Genomic DNA, 18,542 nt, shown 5'->3' with positions numbered 1-18,542 from the left:
GCACCCCCACGCGCGTAGTCCACACATGTGGGCCTCCCACCCGAAACCCGGCGGGCTTTGTCAGGAGAACGGCAGCGTGAGGTCGGCGGGGGCCTCCGTCGACGGAGCCTCCAGCGGGGCCGGCACGCGCGGGAGAGGACGGTCGAGGCGCTGGCGGTCGCGGCCGTCCCAGCGCCACGGGGTGACGAGCACCGCGTCCACCCCGTCCCGGCGGGACAACTGGGCGATCGCGAGGCCGGGCACCTGCGGGTAGCAGCCCCACTCACGCTCGCTGGTCATCACCACGTCCAGGTCGAAGACGGCGAGCAGGCCGAGGCACTTGGCCCGGGAGTCGTCATCCACGCCGGCGAACGCCTCGTCCAGCGCGATGAGCCGCGGCGCGCTGGAGTCGCCGGCCGAGTCGTAGAACGACGCGGCCGCGGCGAACAGCGGCACGGACGCCGCGAGCACCCGTTCGCCGCCTGAGGCAGGGCCGCTCGCCGGCCGCCACTGGCCGTCCTGCCAGCGCTGCACGACGAACTCGTGCCAGGCCCGGTAGTCCAGCGCCCGGGTGAGCTGCTCGGCCCAGCCGCCGGTCGTGTCGGCGCTGTGCTCACGGGCGATCTGTTCCTGCAGGAACGCGCCGACGGCGGCGCGGTCCGGCCCGCTCCACGCGTCGGCGGTCTGGCGCATGAGCCGGTCGCGCACCGGGCCGAGCCCGTCGGGCGCGCCGCGGGCGACCCGCCACTGCAGACGCAGGCGCATCCCGGTCGACGTGGGCCGCGCCTCCAGACTGTCGTTGATGCGCACGGCCTGTTCCTCGGCACCGCTGATCAGCTCCTGCAGGGCGCCGGCCACCTCGTTGACGAGGTGGTTCTCCAGGATCTCGCGTTCCTTGGCCGACAGCAGCAGCGCGCGCTGCTCGACCTCCTCGGCCAGCGCCGCCACCAGCGCCGCGACGTCGCGCCGACGGCCCTGGAAGATCACGTCGACCAGCATCACCCCGTCGGCGAGGGCCAGGCCGACCGAGTGGCCGTGCCGGGACAGCGCGTCGGTCAGCGTCTTGTGCTCCCGGGACACGTGCTGCTGCACCAGCTCCCAGCGCCGGTCGGCGTCGTCGACGCCGTCGAGCGCGGCGTTGACCGCCCTGGCGACGGCGATCGCCGGGGTCGGCGCCCACGGCTGTTCCGGGTCGGGCACATCCAGGCCGGGGACGGCGAGGGCGAGCAGCCCGGTCGCGGCGAACGCCCGCAGCCGCGCGATCGCCGTCTCCCGCTCGGCCGCGGCGGCCTCGATGTCGCCCCGCAGGGTCTCCCGGCGGCCGTCGGCCCGGCCGCGCGCGTCCCGTGCCTGGTCGGCGGCGGCCCTGGCCTCCCGCTCTGACCGGTCACCCGCGGTCAGCTCGGCCTCGACGGCGGCCAGCTTGCGGTACAGCTCGTCGACGGCGGCGCCGGCGGTCTCGGCCAGCGTGCGGTGTCGTTCGGCCGCCGCGTCCGCCTGGGTCCTGGCCTCGGCGAGGTCCGCCTCCGCCTGCTCGCGCTGCTCGGTCGCGGTGACGAGCTCCGCCTCCGCCTCGGCGGCGCCGGCCCGGGACCGGGCGAGCGCGCTCGCCGCGGGCCACAGCCGGGCCAGGGCCGTCCGGTAGGCGCCGAGCGCGTCACGCACGCGGGCGAGCTGCGCTGGGTCGACCGGCAGCCGCACATCGGAGGCGAACTCCCGCGCCGCCTCCCGCGCCGCCGCGGCGGCGGCACGCCGCTCGGCCTCGGCGGCCTCGGCCCGGGCGTACTCCTCGTCGGCCCGCGCCCGGGCGCGGTGCTCGGCGGCGAGCGCCGCGTGAGCGTCGCGCAGATCGGCGTCGGCGGGCAGCGCGGTGTGCTCGGCGGCGACCGCCTCCTGCGCCGCCGCGAGGCCGGCCAGCGCGGCGGCCAGCTCGTCCAGCCGGCCACCCAGCCGCGCCGCCTCCCCACGCAGCTGTTCGAGGCGCGCCCGCCTCGCCGCCTCCCGGGCACCCTGGCCAAGGTAGGTGGCCGCCGGCTTGTGCCAGGCGCCGGTCAGCACGCCGTTGCGGAACCGCCCGTCCACTCCCACCCAGGTGGCGGCGTCCGGGCCGGACTGGCCGGGCCGATCCGCCCGGCCGATGGTGGCGAGCAGCGCTGTCAGGGTGCCGTCGGCGACGGCGGCCGCCAGCGGGTCGGCCCGGTCGACCGCGGGGACCAGCAGCGCGGACAGCCCGCCGCCCGGCGCCGGCTCTCCGGCCGTGACCAGCACGTCCCCGGTGACCGGGTCCTCCAGGGCGCCGCGCGGACTCACCCAGGCGTCGAGGATGCCGGCCGCCTCCAGCGCCGCCTCGAGGCCGGCGCGGTGCTCGCCCGACACGCCGTCGGCGAAGTCGACGACCTTCCACAGCGGGGCACCCGGGCGGCCGGCGCGCGCCGCGGCGTCCCGGGTGTGCGGCGTGGGGGGCGCGTCGTGGCCACCGGCCTCGAGCCGGCCGATCTCGTCGGTCACCCCGGTGAGGTCGTCCCGCGCCGCCTGCCGTTCGGCCTCGGCCGCGGCCTGCCGGCGCCCCAGCGCGGCGGTCGCGGCCCGCGCCGCGTCGTCGACGGCCGCCACCAGGGGGTTGGCGCCGTCGAGCGTGTCGACCCAGCCGCCCAGCGCGGCGAGCGCGGCGTCCGGGTCGGCCAGCCGCAGGTGCGCACAGCCGGCCACATAGCCGGCAGCCGCGGCGACCAGCTCCTCACCGCGTGTGGTGACCAGCCGCTCGGCGGTGTCGATCCGCTCGGCCACCTCCTGGCGCTCGGCGGTGGCCCGGTCGAGGGCGGCCCGGGCGTCGGCCGCCCTCGACGCCACGGAAGCCGCCCTGGCCAGCCGTTCGTCGAGCTGGCCCACGGCGGTCTGCTGGTCGCGGGCCAGCGTCTCGCCCGCACGCCGCGCGGCGGGGTACGGCGGCTCGTCCCGGTCCAGCTCGGCGAGCACGACGGTGTGCCGCTCGGCGAGCAGGGCGTCGCCGGCCGCCTCGGCCGCGGCACCCGCCGCCTCGTCGAACTCGGACTGGTCGGCGCCGACCTCGCGGCGGGCCGCTTCCAGCCGGCGCCGCCAGCCGCCCACGGCCCGCGCCGCCTCCTCGACGACCGCGGCGCGCTGCGCGGCGAACCGGGCGAGCCGGTCCGCCTCCTCCCTGGCACTGGCCAACGAGCGGGCGTCACGCATCTCCGGGCTGTCGCGCAACGCCTGCTGGCGGGCACGCAGCGCCCGCGCCTGCTCGGCGAGCGCCTCGATCCGCGCGGTCGCGGCGCCCAGCGCCCGCTCGGCGGCGGCGTGGTCGGACTCGGCCTCCGCGAGGTCACGCCCGAGCTGCTCGTAGCGGCTGTGCGCCATCCGGGGCGGGGCGGCGTGGCGCCGGGCGGCGACCTGGGCGTAGCGGCGGTAGTGAGTGAGGAACGCGTCGGTCGCGGCGCGGGCCTCGGTGAACGCCCGCAGCGCCTCCCGTTCCTCGTCCAGGCCGCGGAACGCCTCGGCGACCGTGGTCACCAGCGCCGGGTCGAGCGGTGGCAACGCCTCGGTGAGCGCCCGCGACAGCAGCTTCTCGTCGGGCCGCTTCGACAGCTGCGGCTGACGCAGTTGGATCAGCAGGTTCACGAGCGCCTCGTAGCGCCGCGGCCCCAGGTTGAACAGCGCCTCGTCGACCACCCGGCGGTAGTCCGCCGCCCTGTCGTACACCGCGCCGTGGCCCTCGACGGCGTCCCTGAGCTTCTCCCTGGTCAGCGCCACCCTGGTCGGCCCGACGAGGAACAGGTCGACGCCGACCCGCTGGCGGGTGACGAAGAACCAGTGCCGGGTCAGGCCGCGCCCGGCGGCGGCCTTCAGCCCGGCGCCGATCGTGCGGTACTCGGCGACGCCGTCCGGGCGCAGCCGGCCGAACTCCAGCCAGGCGTAGCCGAGCCGCTCCGGGTGTGGATGTCGGCCACCGAGCAGCAGGTTCCACTCCATCCGCTTGTTGCGGTCGCCGTCGGGCTCGACACGGTGCGCCGCGAGCTCTCCGTCCAGCAGGAACGGCAGCGTCAGCGCGAGCACCTTGGACTTGCCGGTGCCGTTGTTGCCCCGCAGCAGCAGCCGGCCGTCGTGGAAGTGGAACTCCTCCAGGTCGTAGTAGAAGAGGTCCACCAGCCCGGCACGCAGCGGCTGCCACCGGTCGCGGCGCGCCTCGGGCGGCGGGGTGGCCCGCTCGCCGTCCGCCGCCCAGGGCGCGAAGTGCGCCGCCGTGCCGTTCTTGTCGTTCACCGCCGGATTCCCTTCCCCTTGCGCCGGTCGCCGCGATGGGCGTCGCGGTCCCGGATGGTCGGCGCGTCGATGGCGTAGCGCGCGATCGCCGGCCGGGCGACGACCGCCGGGGCCCCGCCCGGCTCGACCGGTACGTCGGCGACGAGACGCAGGGCACGCAGCTTGCCCAGCGCCGTGTCGAGCAGCTCCTGCTCGGCGCCTGGGTCGGTGACTCCCTTACGCCAGTAGGACACGTGCGCCGCCGCCTGCTCCCGCACGTGCTGGCGCAACCGGGACAGTGGCACCGGCCGCGGGATGGTCGGGTCGGCGGCGAGCCGCTCGGCCAGGTACTCGGCGACGAGCAGCGTCACATGACCGTCGGTGCGCTGCTCGGGCATCCGCACGTCGGTGAGCTCGTCCTCAGGGTCGACCATCGCGATCCCCTCGGCGCGTACCTCGGCGACCAGGCCGGTCGCGTCCTCGATCCGGCGCGTGATGAACGGCCGTTGGCTGGCCAGGTAGGCGCGTTCCTCGTCGGTCAGCTCGTCGTAGTAGACGACCGGCTCGTCCAGCAGCCGGCGGGTCAGCCGCTGGCGCAGCGCCCGGTTGCGCAGATCCTCGGTGTCCGGCACGGGCTCGGTGGTCAGGTCGGTGAGCCGCGTCTCGAAGTCGGCCGCCTCGACCGTCGACGGCCCGCGCGCGCCGGTCAGCATCGTCGCGAGYACCCGGCGGCGCACATCGTAGAGCACGTCCCCGTTCGCCGCGAGGTAGGCCTCCTCGTCGCCGGCGACCCGCCGGAGCACCCCGAGGGACAGCAGCAGCCGGACGACGGCGACCAGGTCCGACCGCTCGTCTCTCCGGCCCAGGGTGAACACGATCCCGGCGTCGGTCAACGCCGGGTCGCTCGCCGCGACGAGCACCCCCTCCGCCAGCCGGCCGAGGGTGATCTGCGCGTCCGCCGCCTCCAGCACCGACAACGCGAGACAGAGCAGCACATAGCGACGCCGGCCGAACGGCGCGCGGGAACGCGCGTCCCTGGCCGGGTAGGTGTCGTCGCCCGTGGCCGCGACGGCCTTGAACAGTCGGGCCGAGTCCGAGTCGACGATGAGCCGCCACCCGGTCTCCGCGGCCAGCCACGCGCGCAGCTCGGCGGCATGCCGGCGGATGAGCCGCAGCTCCTCGTCGTCCGCGCCCGCGGCGCGCAACGGCCGGGAGAGCAGCGCGCGCAGCGCCTTGCGCCGCGCGGACCTGGTCTCCTCGGCGAGGGCGTCCGCCGTCATCCGGCGACCCGTCCAGCCAACGCCGACGCGGCGGCCGCCGGCCCAGCGCCCTGCGTCCCAGCACCCTGCGTCCCAGCGCCCTGCGGCATGTCGACACCGGACGGCCCGTCGGGCTCCACGTCCGCGCCGCGCTGGCGCGGCGGGGCGTTGGATTCGGTCGGCGCGGCGCGCTCGGGCAGGTCGCCGCGGGCAGTGAGGTCGACGATCTCGACGACATGCTCCGGACCGTGCAACACGCCGTCCTCGGTCTCGATCGCGACGGTACCGCCGCCCGGCACAGCGGACAGCCGGATGAGGATCGTGCCGTCGCTCGACGTCGTCTCCACCTCACGCTGGCCCGGGAGCCGGGCCGCGAGCGCGTCCCCCAGCAGGCTGAGGAACAGCCGGAACGCGTGCGTGTCGAGCACCTCCAGGTCGCGCAGCAGAACCGGGCGGCCAGTGGCCAGACGCGCGCGGGCCGCCGCCGCCTGCTCGGCCTCCTGGGCCGCGAGCACGGCGAGCGCGCGACGCTGCTCGGCACGGTCGGCGACCCGGTTGGGCGCGCCGCGCCGCTCGTAGGAGCCGGTCCGGCGCAGCTGCGGGCTGATCCGCACCGGCGGGGCGGCCGCCCACGGGGTGCTCGGCGCCGGCTCCTCCTCCCGCCAGGCCGCGACCGTCTCCTCGCTGACCGTCAGATGGCGGGCGGAGGTAAGTCCGAACGCGGCCCGCCACAGCCGGTGCGCGGCCGCGTCGTCGGGCGCCTCGGCGAACCAGCGAGCGAGCGCCCGGAAGTCCGCCGACCGGTCCGAGCGGCCGGCGCGCCGCTCATTGAGCGCGGCGACCGTGTCGACCAGCTGGGTGATCGCCGTGATCGCCGCGCCGCGCAGCAGCCTGGCCTGCGAGGGATGGCGTGTGTCGGCCGAGACGAACCAGTCGTGCAGCCCCCGCCACCGGTTGCGCCAGTCGTCCAGCGCGGAGCGCACAGCCGCTTCCGCGTCGGCTCGCCCGCCCGCTGCCACGTCACCCGCGACGTCCTCGGCCGCACCTTCTTCGGCCGCGACCTGCGCGGCCTCGATTTCCGCCGATGCCCCCTCCGCGGACGCGACCAGCCTCGCCGACGCGCCGTGCTCGGATCCGACAGCCACGGCGGGGGCGGCCAGGTCGGGCCCGTCGGGCTCGTCGGGCGGTAGGTCGGGCAGGGCGTCGCTGGCCTCGCGGCGGGCGACGGCGACGAGGAGTCGGTCGACACCCACCGCGTCGATCCGCCCGAGCAGCGTCGCGATCTGGGCGCCGCGGTTCGCGAGGTCGGCGATGAAGCGGTTGATGTAGTCGATGAGCCGTTGCTTGTAGGCGACGAAGGCCTCGACGTCACCGTCGGCAAAGTCGATCACTCGACGCAGCGACGCCATGAACGCCTGGGCGTTGTCGGCGAGGCCGGTGAACCGCTCGGCGAGCCCGAGCATCAGCAGGTGGACCTTCGCCGGGTCCAGCTCGGCGGGCTGGGCCGAGGCCAGTTCCAGCAGCGCGCGCAGCTGGGAGGTGATGTCGTCGAGCGCGACCGACTGCAGCGCGCCACGCCGCCCGAGCGCCGCGTCATAGACGGCCAGCGCCTCCTCGGCCGCCTGCCCCGCCGGCGTCAGCTGGTAGAGGTACCGAGCCCGGTGGAAGTCCTCCACCGTCGTGACCCGGCCCGTGTCGGGGTCGGCTCTCAGGTTGCCCCACTGCGCCAGCTGATCGAGCAGCGCCACGACCGCGTCGGCGTCGCCCGGGCGGCCGAGGTCGCCGGCGACGTCCTCCGGGCGCAGGTGGACGATGAACCGGTCGCGCGCCCGGGCGAACGCGGTCAGCGTCTCCCGGTACAGCGCGGCGTTCGGCGCCTGCAGGTGCGCGAACGGCAGCGCCGAGCCAGCCTCGACCGACGACGGGCGAGCCTCACCGCCCCCAGCCGGGCCGGCCCCGTCTCTCGCGCCAATGACCACCCCGCCATTATCTTCACCGCCTACGACAACTCTCCGCGTACCCCCGCGCACAACACGCCACACCGTCGCCCGCCATGTCGAGGCGCTTGGCGGCAGGTCGAGGTCACGCCGTCTGCCGATGGTCGGGCAGGCATGGCCACCGTTGGGGTGTCGCGGCCGTCGAGCGTGTCGCGATCCCTTGCCCACAAGGCCGTGGTGGATCTTCGAGATTGCCGCTGATCCTGGGAGCGAAGCGCAGGCAACGTGACACGCGGGTCGCTCCCCCGAGCCGCCGTCACGATCAGCTACCAACTCCGGGTGGCCCGCCGGACCGGCCATGATCTGGTGGGATCCTCCGGCCCAGGCCACCGACGATCCCACCAGATCATGAGATCGAACCGGGACAGGCGCGGCTCCCCGAGCCGGCCGTGACGCCGGGTGATCTACGGGTAGGAATCCTCGGCGGGCGTCTACCAATCATCCAGCCAACGCCAACCGGACGTCCCGAGGGCGCTGTCGGCCTTGTTCAGGCTTCGACGAGTCCGACGAGGGTCGCGTTGGCGGTGCCGCCGCCCTCGCACATGGTCTGCAGCCCGTAGCACAGGCCGTTGTCGCGCAGGCCGTTGTCGCGCAGGTGGTTGTCGCGCAGGTGGTTGACCAGGCGCGTCATCAGGATCGCCCCGGACGCGCCGAGCGGGTGGCCGACGGCGATCGCGCCACCGAGCGGGTTCATCCGCTTCGGGTCATGGACCTCGAACGCGCCGGCATCACCTCATATCGGCGCCCATCGCCCCGCCCGCCCGCCTGGATCACCGCGACGCCCGGCGCAGCGAGAGCAGGCCGTCAGGGTCGAGAGCGAACCGGGCACCGAACCGGCGGCTGACCCGGTCGAGCGTCGCGTGCAGCCACGCGGTGTCCTCAGCGAGGGCACGGCCCAGCCGCATCCGCCGCGCCCGCAGCGGCACCACCCGCAGGCCGGCGAGCCGGCCGGTGTCTGCCTCGATCGAGACCAGGTAGGCGGGCCGCAGGTCGTCCCGATAGCTCTCGTGGCCGGGTATGCCCTCGTAGTCGTCGACGAAGTCCCCGCAGCCATAGAGGATCAGCCGATCCCGGTACACCTCGACCGGGCGCGGATGGTGCGACGAGTGCCCGTGCACGAGGTCGACGCCGCCGTCGACCAGCCGGTGCGCGAACCGGATCTGATCATCGTCGATGCTGTACCCCCAGTTGTCCCCCCAGTGGATCGACGCGACGGCCACGTCCCCTGGCTGCTTGCCCCGCCGCGCGCGGGAGGCGATCTCGTCGGCCGCCGCGTCCGACAGTTCCGGGACGACATCGACGCCCGGCCGGTCGTCAGCCGCGGCCCACGCCCACGGGATGCCGCTGGACGGGACACCGAACGCGAGAACCAGCAGACGCAGCCCGCCCTCAAGGGGGACGATTGCCGGCTGGCACGCCTCGTCCGCGCTCCGCCCGGCGCCCGCTGTCCGTAGCCCCGCGGCGGCCAGCGCGTCGAGCGTCTCGATGAGCCCGCGCCGCCCGAAGTCCAGCACATGGTTGTTCGCCAGCACGCACACGTCGGGCCGGGCCGCGGCCAGGCAGGGAAGGTTGTCCGGACTCATCCGGTAGTGCACTTCTTTCCCCGGAGCGAAGTCGTCGGACCGGGTAACGCTCGTCTCCAGATTCACCACCCGGACATCGGGCGCGGCGCTCTCCAACGCGTCCAGCGCGTCTCCCCAGGGCCAGGAGAAGCCAACCGGATACCCGATCCGCCCGTTCACCGCCTCGGCCAGGTCGACGTAGGCCAGAGCATCCCGGGCGAACCCCTCGCGCAACGCCGGGTCCCCCGGATGCGGCAGGATCTGGTCGACTCCTCGCCCCAGCATCACGTCGCCGCACAGGAACACCGTCACGACACCCGGCTCCATCGCGTGCATCACGTCCCCCAGCCCGCGCGTCGTTCTCCTCCGGGCCACCGTCACGATCAGCAACCAACCCCGAAGGCGCGGCGGCCCGCGACCGTGATCTGGTGGAATCCGCCGGCCCAGGGCGCGGAACATCCAGCCAGATCACGAAACTCCAGCCGGCACGACGCGGCGGCCCAGGCCGGCCGTGACGTCGAGTGGCTTTGAAGCCCCGCACGCCCTGGGCTATACGTGGCGCTCGTCCGCCACCACGCCCAACTCGCGACCAGTCCCGAGTCAGGGAGCGCACCGGCGCTCTGGCGCCCGCCGTCTCCCTTCCCGGCCTTCCCGGCGTGCTCTGCCCGAACACACCGGTGGCGATGCTCGCCGGCCGACTCGCTTCGGCCCTCGACAGCCGCCGATCTCCCAGCCCCGCCCGGTGCCGGAGCCGTGCCTCGCCTGGTCGTGCCCGACCGAGCTCGCCCTCGGCAGGGCCGTCGCCGGGCGCCGTCCGGGAACAGGCAGCGGTAGTCGGCGGTGTCGGGCCGATACCGAGAGCCAGACAGCGGCCTGAAAGCCCAACGGCCCCGGCGGCGCCTGCCGCCGGGGCCGTTGAGGACGTTAAAAACGTCGGGATGCCTTAACTGTCAGGCCTCGACGAGCTCGACGAGGGTTGCGTTGGCGGTGCCGCCGCCCTCGCACATGGTCTGCAGCCCGTAGCGCAGGCCGTTGTCGCGCAGGTGGTGGACGAGGCGCGTCATCAGGATCGCCCCGGACGCGCCGAGCGGGTGGCCGACGGCGATCGCGCCGCCGAGGGGATTCATCCGCTTCGGGTCGGCACCGGTCTCGGCGAGCCACGCGAGCGGTACGGACGCGAACGCCTCGTTGACCTCGAACGCGCTGATGTCGTCGATCGACAGGCCGGTTCTGGCCAGCAGCTTCTGGGTGGCCGGGATCGGCCCGGTCAGGACCATCACCGGGTCGGCGCCGACGACCGCGCCGGCGACATAACGGGCGATCGGGGTAAGCCCGAGCTCGCGGGCCTTCTCCGGAGTGGTGATCAGGATGGCGGCGGCGCCGTCGGAGATCTGGGACGAGCTGCCGGCGTGGTGCAGGCCGTCCTCACCCGCGACGGCCTTGAGCGCGGCCAGCGTGTCGGCGGTGGTGCCGCGGCGCAGGCCCTGGTCGACGCTCACCGGGCCGGCCTCGGTCGGCACGGGCACGAGCTGGCCGTCGAAGGCGCCCGCGTCGATCGCGGCGGCGGCCCGCTCGTGGCTCTGCGCGGAGAACTCGTCGAGCTGGCGGCGGCTGAGACCCCACCCGCGGGCGATCAGCTCGGCGCCGGTGAGCTGGTTGAAGTCCGAGCCGTCGTAGCGGTCGCGGGCCGTGGCGCCGTAGGGCTCGCCGCTCTGGCGGGAGGCGCCCAGCGGGATCCGGCTCATGCTCTCGATGCCGCCGGCGACGACGACCTCCTGCTGGCCGGACATCACGGCCATCGCGGCGTAGTCGACCGCCTGCTGGCTCGAGCCGCAGGCCCGGTTGATCGTGACGGCGGGCACCGACTCCGGCCAGCCGGCGGCGAGCACGGCGAACCGGCCGACGTTGCTGGACTGGTCGCCGAGCTGCCCGACGCAGCCCCAGTGGACGTCGTCGATGACCGCCGGGTCGATCCCCGTCCGGGTGGCCAGCTCCCGCAGGACGAGTGCCGACAGGTCCACCGGGTGCACCCCGGCCAGCGCCCCGTTCCGCTTGCCGATCGGCGTGCGCACCGCTTCGACGATCACCGCTTCCGGCACTGCCGTACCCCTTCCCGACGAACGACCCGGCTGGCGCCAACGACCCGAACGGGCCGTCGGGCGGCCGGGCCGAAATCCGCTTCTCGCGAGACGATAGGACGATTTCCGCTGCCATGCCGGTGCATGTGCCGCACCGAACGTCGTGTGCTGGCGCCTCTCGGGGCGACCGATGCCGCCCCGTGGTCCGCTTCCCGGCCAGTCGTGGAGGTCTGACCGACCCAGCGCGCGCCGCCGTCGACCGGATGGCGTCGGTCGGCCACCGCCTCCGCGGGGAGCCGCGCCACCGCGATGTGTTCGCCGCGCCACCACCCATGCCGCCATCGGACGGCGCGGACGGCGCGGACGGCGCGGACGGCGCGGACGGCGCGGACGGCGGCTGATGATCTGACACCGCCCGAAGGTGCCCGCGGTGGCCGCCTACTTCCCGCTCACGCAGGTTCATAGGAAAATCGATCCGACGCGCCGCGACTTCTGGTACCTGCCCATTTTCCCGCGGGCGCGCCATGATATCGCCAACGTCCATACTCGCCCGGCAAGGGGAGGCCACGGTGAGCAGAGCCGAGCCAACCATCACCGTCCCGTTCGATGCCCGGCTGCTGGACGACGGAGGTAAGTTCCCCGCCGAGCTGGCCTACCGGCCCGGCGACCCGTTCGCCGTCGTCATCAGCTTTGACGTCGGCAGCGGGGCCCTGGTGGAATGGGTTTTCGCCCGTGAGCTGCTCGAGGACGGCCTGCGCCGCCCCGCCGGCATCGCCGACGTGCGGATAGCTCCGATCACCCACGCCGGTGAGGCCGTCGTCGAGCTGTGGCTGACAAGTCCCGGGGGCCACGCCCGGATCGGCCTGCCGCGCTGGGCGGTTCGCACCTTCCTACGCCGCGTCGCCACCTCGGTGCCCTCAGGCACCGAATCGGGCCACATTGACTGGGACCTGGAACTCTCCCTCCTCTCCGAGGGAGGCCTCACCGGCGATGGTCCCAGCATGACCACCTGAGATGGGCGGGTGCCTTCCTCAGCATTGGTCGTGCTCGTTCGTGGTCGCCCGGCCGCGCGAAACCGGATTCGGTCGGCGATTCGGTCAGTGGACGAGGATCTTGGTGGCACTACGGCCCCCGGTGAAACACCCGGTGGCTGACCGCGTCATGCCGATCCGGGGCTTCCGGCTTCTCGCTCCCGGCTTCGATCGACCTATTCACACCTTTCCCGGTACCGGCCTTTCCCGATGGTCGGTTCAGGTGGCGGTCGGGTCGGTGACGCGGCCGAGGAAGAGCGGTGCCGAGGTCGCGCGGTCGTGGATGACGAACAGAAACGGACGATCCACGGTCAGCTCGATGACCTTCGTGGGCGCCGCCCCGGCCACCCCGGCGACGACGGCGGTCGCGGCGGTGGCCTCGGTGCCCTCCTCGTCGACGGCGATGAACGCCTCGTGTATGACCGCGCCGATGCGCAGCGGCGGATCCGTCGTCGCGATCCCGCGGAAGTCGGCGGCGTCGGTGAACGCGGTCGGCATGCCCAGCGCCGCCAGCAAAGCGTTGAGGTCGGTGTGCGTGCGCGTCGTCCAGCGCGGCAGGCCAAGCTGGACCATCGTCGGCTRCAGCCCGGTGAGCATGCCCCGCAGCGCCGCGCCGTCGAACGCGGCCTCGACCTCGGTGAACCGTCCGGAGTCGGGGACGACGACCGCCATCGCCAGCCCGTCGCCGGCATAAGGGACGTCGACCGCCTGCCAGCCTGGACCGGTCGTGTACCCGGCACTCCGGCCGAGAGCCGCGGTCATCATGTCCGCGTCGGCGATCGAACCGTCGAGACGAGTGAACGGCCCGGGCCGCGCGTCGTCGAACGGGGTCTCCCAGGGCGCCCGCAGGTACAGCGCGTTGACCAGGACCAGCCGGGTGAACATGTCCAGGTCACCAGGCCGGAGCAGCTCGTCGATGCGCCTGTGGGTCTGGTCGGAGACCCAGTGGTTGATCTCCCGGGTCGCCCCGGCCGCGTCGGACCGGTAGTCGACGGTCCGCATCCCGGTGCCGTAGTACTGGGCCAGGATCTCCAGGAACGGCGCCTCCCAGTGCACGTCTCGCTGCCCCCACAGTGAGTTCGCCACATCCAGGCTGACCCTGGCGTCCGAGCCGTCCGACCGGCGCTTCTTGCCGGCCAGGGTCTCGACGTGCAGCGCCAGCGCGTTCAGCCCGGCGTGCAGCGCCTCCGCGGCGGCCGAGCCAGAAGCGTCAGACGAGCCAGAAGCACCGGACGAGCCAGAAGCACCGGCCGCTGCCGCCGCGTGCAGTACAGCATCCATCTCCGTGGCGGTCGCGCCGCGGGCGCCGGCGCGGGTCATGCCCAGCGCCACCGCCACCGAGTACGGCGAGCAGACCAGATTGCCGGTACCGGCCGCCGCCGCCGCCCGCCGGTACAGGTCGGCGGTGAACGCCAGAACCGCCGAGGCGGCCCCGGCCAACGCCCCGTCGTCGGCACCCGCCCGGGCGACGTCCGCGGAGACCAGCGCGCCGGCCCCACCCCCACCGCCGCAGCCGGTGGCCATCGTGCCCACCCCGAGGCCGGCGGCCCCCAGGACCACGGTTCGCAAGAAGTCGCGTCTGCGCAGCATGCCGCCTTCGACGCACGCGGCCGCCGTCCGGTTTCGTCCTCGACGGACGACGTCGTCCTTGCCTGGCCCAGCTGATTCCCACCCCACCCCACCCCACCCGCCGCCGTGACCTGGGCGTTTCCCGTTGGAAACCGGCGGGGCGGCCCCGGCTCCTAGGGTGGGCGGGCGACCGAACGCGGGGCGGCCCCGCCTCGGCCGGGCCCGCCGGCAGGCGGACGGGGCGGACGGTGCGGCATTGACGGTGGTTGACGGTATGGGAGGCGAGCGCGCGATGGACTATCCCGAGTACCTGAGGTCGGTGCCGAAGGTCGAGCTGCACTGCCATTTCGAGGGCACGGTGCGGGCGGCGACGTTCGCCGACCTGGCCCGCAAGCACGATGTCGCGCTGCCCACGGACGAGGTGGAACGGCTCTACGACTACGACACCATCTACGAGTTCCTGAAGATCTTCGGAATGGTGTCCTCGACGCTGATCGACCGCGAGGACTTCGCCCGCTGCGCCTACGAGTCGCTCGACGACGGCGTGCGGCTCGGCAGCCTGCGCTACCGGGAGATGTTCTTCAACCCGACGCTGCACACCCGGCGCGGCGTGCCGATGGCCACCGTCATCGGCGGGCTGGTCGACGGCATCCGGGCGGCCGAGACCGACTTCGGGGTGCGCTGCCGGCTCATCGCGGACGTCTACCGGCAGGACCCGCCGGAGGTGGCCCGGCAGATGGTCGAGGAGGTGCTGGCGAACCGGGTGGACGAGCTGATCGGGCTGGGGATGGACGGCGCCGAGGCCCCCGACCCACCGGAGAAGTTCGCCGAGGCCTACCGGGCCGCGAAGGCCGGTGGCCTGCGCCTGACGAGCCATGCGAGCGAGGACGCGCCGCCCGTCAACATCACCACCTGCCTGGACGTGCTCGGGTGCGAGCGCATCGACCACGGCTACCACATCATGTCCGACGACGCGGTCGTGCGCCGGTGCCGGGACGAGGGCATCCACTTCACCTGCTGCCCGACGTCGACCGCCGTCGTCTACGGCTGGCCGGACCTGACCGCGCACCCGATCAGGGACATGGTGGCGGCCGGCCTGAACGTGATGCTCAACTCGGACGATCCGACGATGTTCCACACCGACCTCGGTAGCGAGTACATCGAGCTGTGCACCGCGCTCGGCTACGGCCCGGAGACCGTGCGCACCCTCGTCCTCAACGGCGTCGACGCCACCTGGCTCGACGACTCCGACAAGACCGCGATGCGCGACGCCTTCCACGTCGAGCTCGACGAGCTCGACCTCGCCCTCATGGGCGACTGACAGGCCCGTCGCGACTCAGGACGATCATCGTCRCCCACGTCGAGAAGAGGGCGATGATGGCTGGATGACGACGTCGTCGCCTGGTGGCTCTCCGGAGCACGTGATCGACCTCAACAGCGACCTCGGCGAGGGGTTCGGGGTGTGGCGCCTCGGCGACGACGACGCCCTGCTCGACATCGTGACCAGCGCGAACGTGGCATGCGGCTTCCACGCGGGCGACCCGGCGACGATGCGCCGGGTGTGCGAGCGGGCGGTGGCCCGGGGGGTGCGGATCGGCGCCCAGGTCAGCTACCGCGACCTCGCCGGATTCGGCCGCCGCCGGATCGACGCCGACCCCGACGACCTGCGTGACGACGTGACGTACCAGATCGGCGCCCTCGAGGCGTTCGCCCGCGCCGCCGGCGACCGGGTGCGCTACGTCAAGCCGCACGGCGCGCTCTACAACACCATCGTCACCGACCCCGAGCAGGCGGCGGCGGTCCTGGCGGCGGTGCGGCGGTATGACCCGACGATGCCCGTGCTGGGCCTGCCCGGGTCGGTCTGGCTGCGGCTGGCGGACGAGGCCGGGCTGCCAGCCGTGGCGGAGGGGTTCGCCGACCGGGCGTACACGGCGGCGGGCGGCCTGGTCCCGCGCGCGGTGCCTGGCGCGGTGGTTCACGACGTCGACACGGTCGTTGAACGCAGTGTCCAGATGGCGGTCGAGCGTCGCGTCACCACCGTGGACGGCACCGACCTGGCCGTCCACGCCCGGTCCGTGTGCGTGCACGGCGACACGCCCGGCGCGGTGGAGATGGCCAGGCGGGTCCGAGCCGGCCTGCTGGCCGCGGGCGTACAGCTCGTTCCCTTCGCCTGAGCACGGGAAGCTGCCAGCATGGATCTCGAGAAGGCCACCGGCCGGTGAAGACCGCGCGGGCGCGAGGACGGCCGCCCGCGCGTGGGACACCTTCAGGATGAGGACGGTGCCGGGTGAGGACGCTGCGCTGCGGCGCGGAGGGGGTGCTCGTCGAGCTCGACGATCTCGACGCGGCCCAGGCCAGCTACGACGCGCTGCGGCAGGCACCGCCGGCTGGCGTCGTCGACCTGGTGCCGGCGGCGCGGACCGTGCTGGTCACGTTCGCCGCCGACCGGACCGACGCCACCAGCGTCACCACCGCCATTCGGGCCGTCCTGGCCACCGCGCTGCCCGCGACCACCCACCCGAACCCGGTACGGGAGCGAGCGCCCGCGGGTGGCCTGGACGGCGTCCGGGTGGTCGAGATACCGGTGCGCTACGACGGACCCGACCTCGCCGACGTCGCCCGGCTGACCGGTCTGACCGAGGCGGAGGTGGTCCGCCGCCACACCGCCGCCGAGCACCGGGTCGCGTTCTGCGGGTTCGCGCCGGGCTTCGCCTACATCACCGGACTCGACCGGGCGTTGCGGCTGGCCCGGCGGCCGGTGCCCCGCGCCCGGGTACCGGCCGGGTCGGTCGCGATCGCCGACGAGTTCAGCGGCGTGTACCCGACCGCGTCGCCCGGCGGCTGGCATCTGCTCGGGACCACGGCGCTGCGCCCGTTCGACCTCGACCGCGACCCACCGTTCGCGCTGCCGCCCGGCACGCGGGTCCGGTTCGTCGACCTCGACGCGAGGCCGGGCCCCGAGACCCAGCCGGACCTCCGGACCCGGCCCGCCCTCGAGACGCGCCCAGACGCCGAGACGCCGCGGGCCGGATTTCGGCGCGCCGCCGGGCTCCGGGCCGACCACGGCGCCGCGGCGACCGGGGCCGCCACGATGATCGAGGTGCTGGCCACCGGTCCGCTGGCGACCGTGCAGGACGAAGGCAGGCCCGGTCTCGCCCACCTCGGCGTGCCGCGTTCCGGTGCCGCCGACCGGGGCAGTCACCGGCTCGCCAACCGGCTGGTCGGCAACCGCGCCGGCGCCGCCACCGTCGAGGCGACGTTCGGCGGTCTCGCCGTCCGCTTCGAGCGGGCCGCGCTGGTGGCGCTGACCGGCGCGCGCTGTGAGCCCCGCCTCGACGGGCGCGACGTCGGCATGTACGCCCCGCTGGACGTGCCCGCCGGAGCCCGCCTGGACCTCGGATCGCCGGTCGGTGGGCTACGGACCTACCTCGCGGTCCGCGGTGGTGTCGAGGTGGCGGCGGTGCTGGGCTCCCGGTCCACCGACCTCCTCTCCGGCCTCGGGCCGGCGGCTCTTCGCGCTGGGCAGCTCCTGACGATCGGCAACGAGATCGAGCGCCATCCGGGGGTCGATCTCGCCCCGCAGCCGCGGCCGCCGCTCGTGCCGGAGCTGCGCGTGATTCCCGGCCCGCGGGTCGACTGGTTCGATCCCTCGGCGCTCGCGGCCCTGACCGGCGCCGCCTTCGAGGTCAGCCAGGACAGCAACCGGGTGGGGATCCGGCTGCTCGGCCCCACGCTGCGCCGAGGCCGCGGCGACGAGCTGCCGTCCGAGGGCGTGGTGCGCGGCGCGGTGCAGGTTCCGCACAGCGGTGAGCCGGTGGTGTTCCTGGCCGATCATCCGGTCACCGGTGGCTACCCGGTCCTCGCGGTCGTGCTCCCCGACGATGTCGACCTCGCGGCCCAGTGCCGCCCCGGCCAACGACTCCGGTTCCGGCTCGCCGTCCGAGGCCGCGACCTGTCCGACTGAACCGGCCCCGGCAGGTGGCCTGCGCGGGCGGATCGGTGGCCGGTTCGTCCGGGCGGGGTCGCGGCCGCGGGCGGTCCTTCGTCCGGTCGGCTCGGCGTCGCCTAAACGATGGTCCAGGCGTAGAAGGCGTATGCGGCGCCGACTTTCCCGTTGTCGTACATCTCCATGCCGAAACCGTTGTAGTAGGGGCTGGTTATGTACACGGTCCCGTCGCCATTCGGGCTCCACCGCCAGTTGAAGTCCGCCCCGGAACCACAGGGCAACTGCATGAGGAGGCGKAAGTCGGCATCGTTGGGGTCGGGCACCAGGCAGAGGTTGCCATGCATGATGTGGTAGGTGCCGGACGTTGAGCCAGCCGTCAGGGAGAACTTCTGCGCGGCGGTCTGGTTACAGGAGTACACCTGATAGCGGACGGTGGTGCTGGAACTGTTCTGCGGGTCGTCGAGGCAGCCGGAGTTGCCCACCCGCTTCAGCCCGAAGAGAGCGGGACCGCCGCCACCGCCGCCTCCCGGGTCGACGATGATGGCGTTCGCCTGACCAGCGGAGGCGACCCCGGCGAACGTCAGACACAGCGTCGCCGACGCCAGGAACGCCAGCCACGTGAGCCGGCGACGCCGGCCACGGCCCGGTGCCGCGCCGGCGGGAACTGACCAGGATCTCATGAGGACAACCATCCCATCGTGGAACCGCGGAAAAGCCAGGTGCCATCCCGACGTCGCGGGGAGTCTCCAGACCCGTTCACCCTCTGCTCCGACAAAAACGCCCGTCTTCCCGACGGCCGCGGCGGCGTCCCACCCATGCCTCGCGAAAAGACGAACGTTCCCGGCGGGTGACGCGACGGTC

At 74.0% G+C, this 18,542-nt stretch carries 11 protein-coding genes and 1 pseudogene; 4 read left to right on the top strand and 8 right to left on the bottom strand.

Features of this window, described 5'->3' with window-relative positions; translation table 11 throughout:
- Window positions 1-60 precede the first annotated feature (60 nt).
- The 6 genes and pseudogenes from BL253_RS09585 to BL253_RS09560 form a co-directional block, all read right to left on the bottom strand.
- Window positions 61-4,260: a TIGR02680 family protein gene (locus BL253_RS09585; protein WP_081438157.1), complete on the bottom strand. Its 4,200-nt coding sequence runs from the start codon at window positions 4,258-4,260 to the stop codon at window positions 61-63.
- A complete protein-coding gene (locus BL253_RS09580; RefSeq protein ID WP_076815570.1) occupies window positions 4,257-5,519 on the bottom strand; it encodes a TIGR02678 family protein in 1,263 nt (420 codons plus the stop codon). Before BL253_RS09580 ends, BL253_RS09585 begins: the two co-directional genes overlap by 4 nt.
- Window positions 5,516-7,477, bottom strand: a complete 1,962-nt coding sequence (locus BL253_RS09575) for a TIGR02677 family protein (protein WP_241834660.1) — start codon at window positions 7,475-7,477, stop codon at window positions 5,516-5,518. The genes BL253_RS09580 and BL253_RS09575 overlap by 4 nt, the downstream gene beginning before the upstream one ends.
- Window positions 7,478-7,982: 505 nt before the next feature.
- A pseudogene (locus BL253_RS09570) lies at window positions 7,983-8,228 on the bottom strand (hypothetical protein); the annotation flags it as partial.
- A 37-nt stretch (window positions 8,229-8,265) separates the two neighbouring features.
- Window positions 8,266-9,438 (bottom strand): CapA family protein, encoded by a 1,173-nt coding sequence (locus BL253_RS09565; protein WP_241834659.1) that lies wholly within the window; start codon window positions 9,436-9,438, stop codon window positions 8,266-8,268.
- A gap of 569 nt (window positions 9,439-10,007) precedes the next feature.
- The gene (locus BL253_RS09560) at window positions 10,008-11,156 is read right to left on the bottom strand and encodes a thiolase family protein (RefSeq protein ID WP_076815569.1); all 1,149 of its coding nucleotides are present in this window, start codon (window positions 11,154-11,156) and stop codon (window positions 10,008-10,010) included.
- A gap of 548 nt (window positions 11,157-11,704) precedes the next feature.
- Between BL253_RS09560 and BL253_RS09550 the strand changes: the two genes are divergently transcribed.
- On the top strand, window positions 11,705-12,148 hold the full coding sequence (locus tag BL253_RS09550; RefSeq protein ID WP_076815567.1) for an SsgA family sporulation/cell division regulator: 444 nt from the start codon (window positions 11,705-11,707) through the stop codon (window positions 12,146-12,148).
- A 237-nt stretch (window positions 12,149-12,385) separates the two neighbouring features.
- On the opposite strand, the gene BL253_RS09545 is transcribed toward BL253_RS09550, so the two are convergent.
- Window positions 12,386-13,756, bottom strand: coding sequence for a serpin family protein (locus BL253_RS09545; protein WP_076815566.1), 1,371 nt, complete (start codon window positions 13,754-13,756; stop codon window positions 12,386-12,388).
- Window positions 13,757-14,009: 253 nt separating this feature from the next.
- Here BL253_RS09545 and add point away from each other — a divergent pair, with 253 nt between their 5' ends.
- The 3 genes from add to BL253_RS43600 all read left to right on the top strand — a co-directional run bounded on the left by add (window position 14,010) and on the right by BL253_RS43600 (window position 17,699).
- Window positions 14,010-15,056, top strand: a complete 1,047-nt coding sequence (gene add, locus BL253_RS09540; protein WP_241834658.1) for an adenosine deaminase — start codon at window positions 14,010-14,012, stop codon at window positions 15,054-15,056.
- 64 nt (window positions 15,057-15,120) lie between these two features.
- Window positions 15,121-15,909, top strand: coding sequence for a LamB/YcsF family protein (locus BL253_RS09535; RefSeq protein WP_076815565.1), 789 nt, complete (start codon window positions 15,121-15,123; stop codon window positions 15,907-15,909).
- A 113-nt stretch (window positions 15,910-16,022) separates the two neighbouring features.
- A complete protein-coding gene (locus BL253_RS43600; RefSeq protein ID WP_076815564.1) occupies window positions 16,023-17,699 on the top strand; it encodes a 5-oxoprolinase subunit B/C family protein in 1,677 nt (558 codons plus the stop codon).
- 101 nt (window positions 17,700-17,800) lie between these two features.
- Here the strand turns inward: BL253_RS43600 and BL253_RS09525 are convergent, their stop codons facing one another.
- Entirely contained in the window at window positions 17,801-18,361 is a 561-nt protein-coding gene (locus BL253_RS09525) for an RICIN domain-containing protein (protein ID WP_076815563.1), read from the bottom strand.
- Window positions 18,362-18,542 lie beyond the last annotated feature (181 nt).

The organism is Pseudofrankia asymbiotica (genome assembly GCF_001983105.1).
In the GTDB taxonomy this organism is placed as follows: Bacteria; Actinomycetota; Actinomycetes; order Frankiales; family Frankiaceae; genus Pseudofrankia; species Pseudofrankia asymbiotica.
Note: the sequence above shows the minus strand (reverse complement) of the source record. Positions and strands in the feature narration are given on the sequence as shown.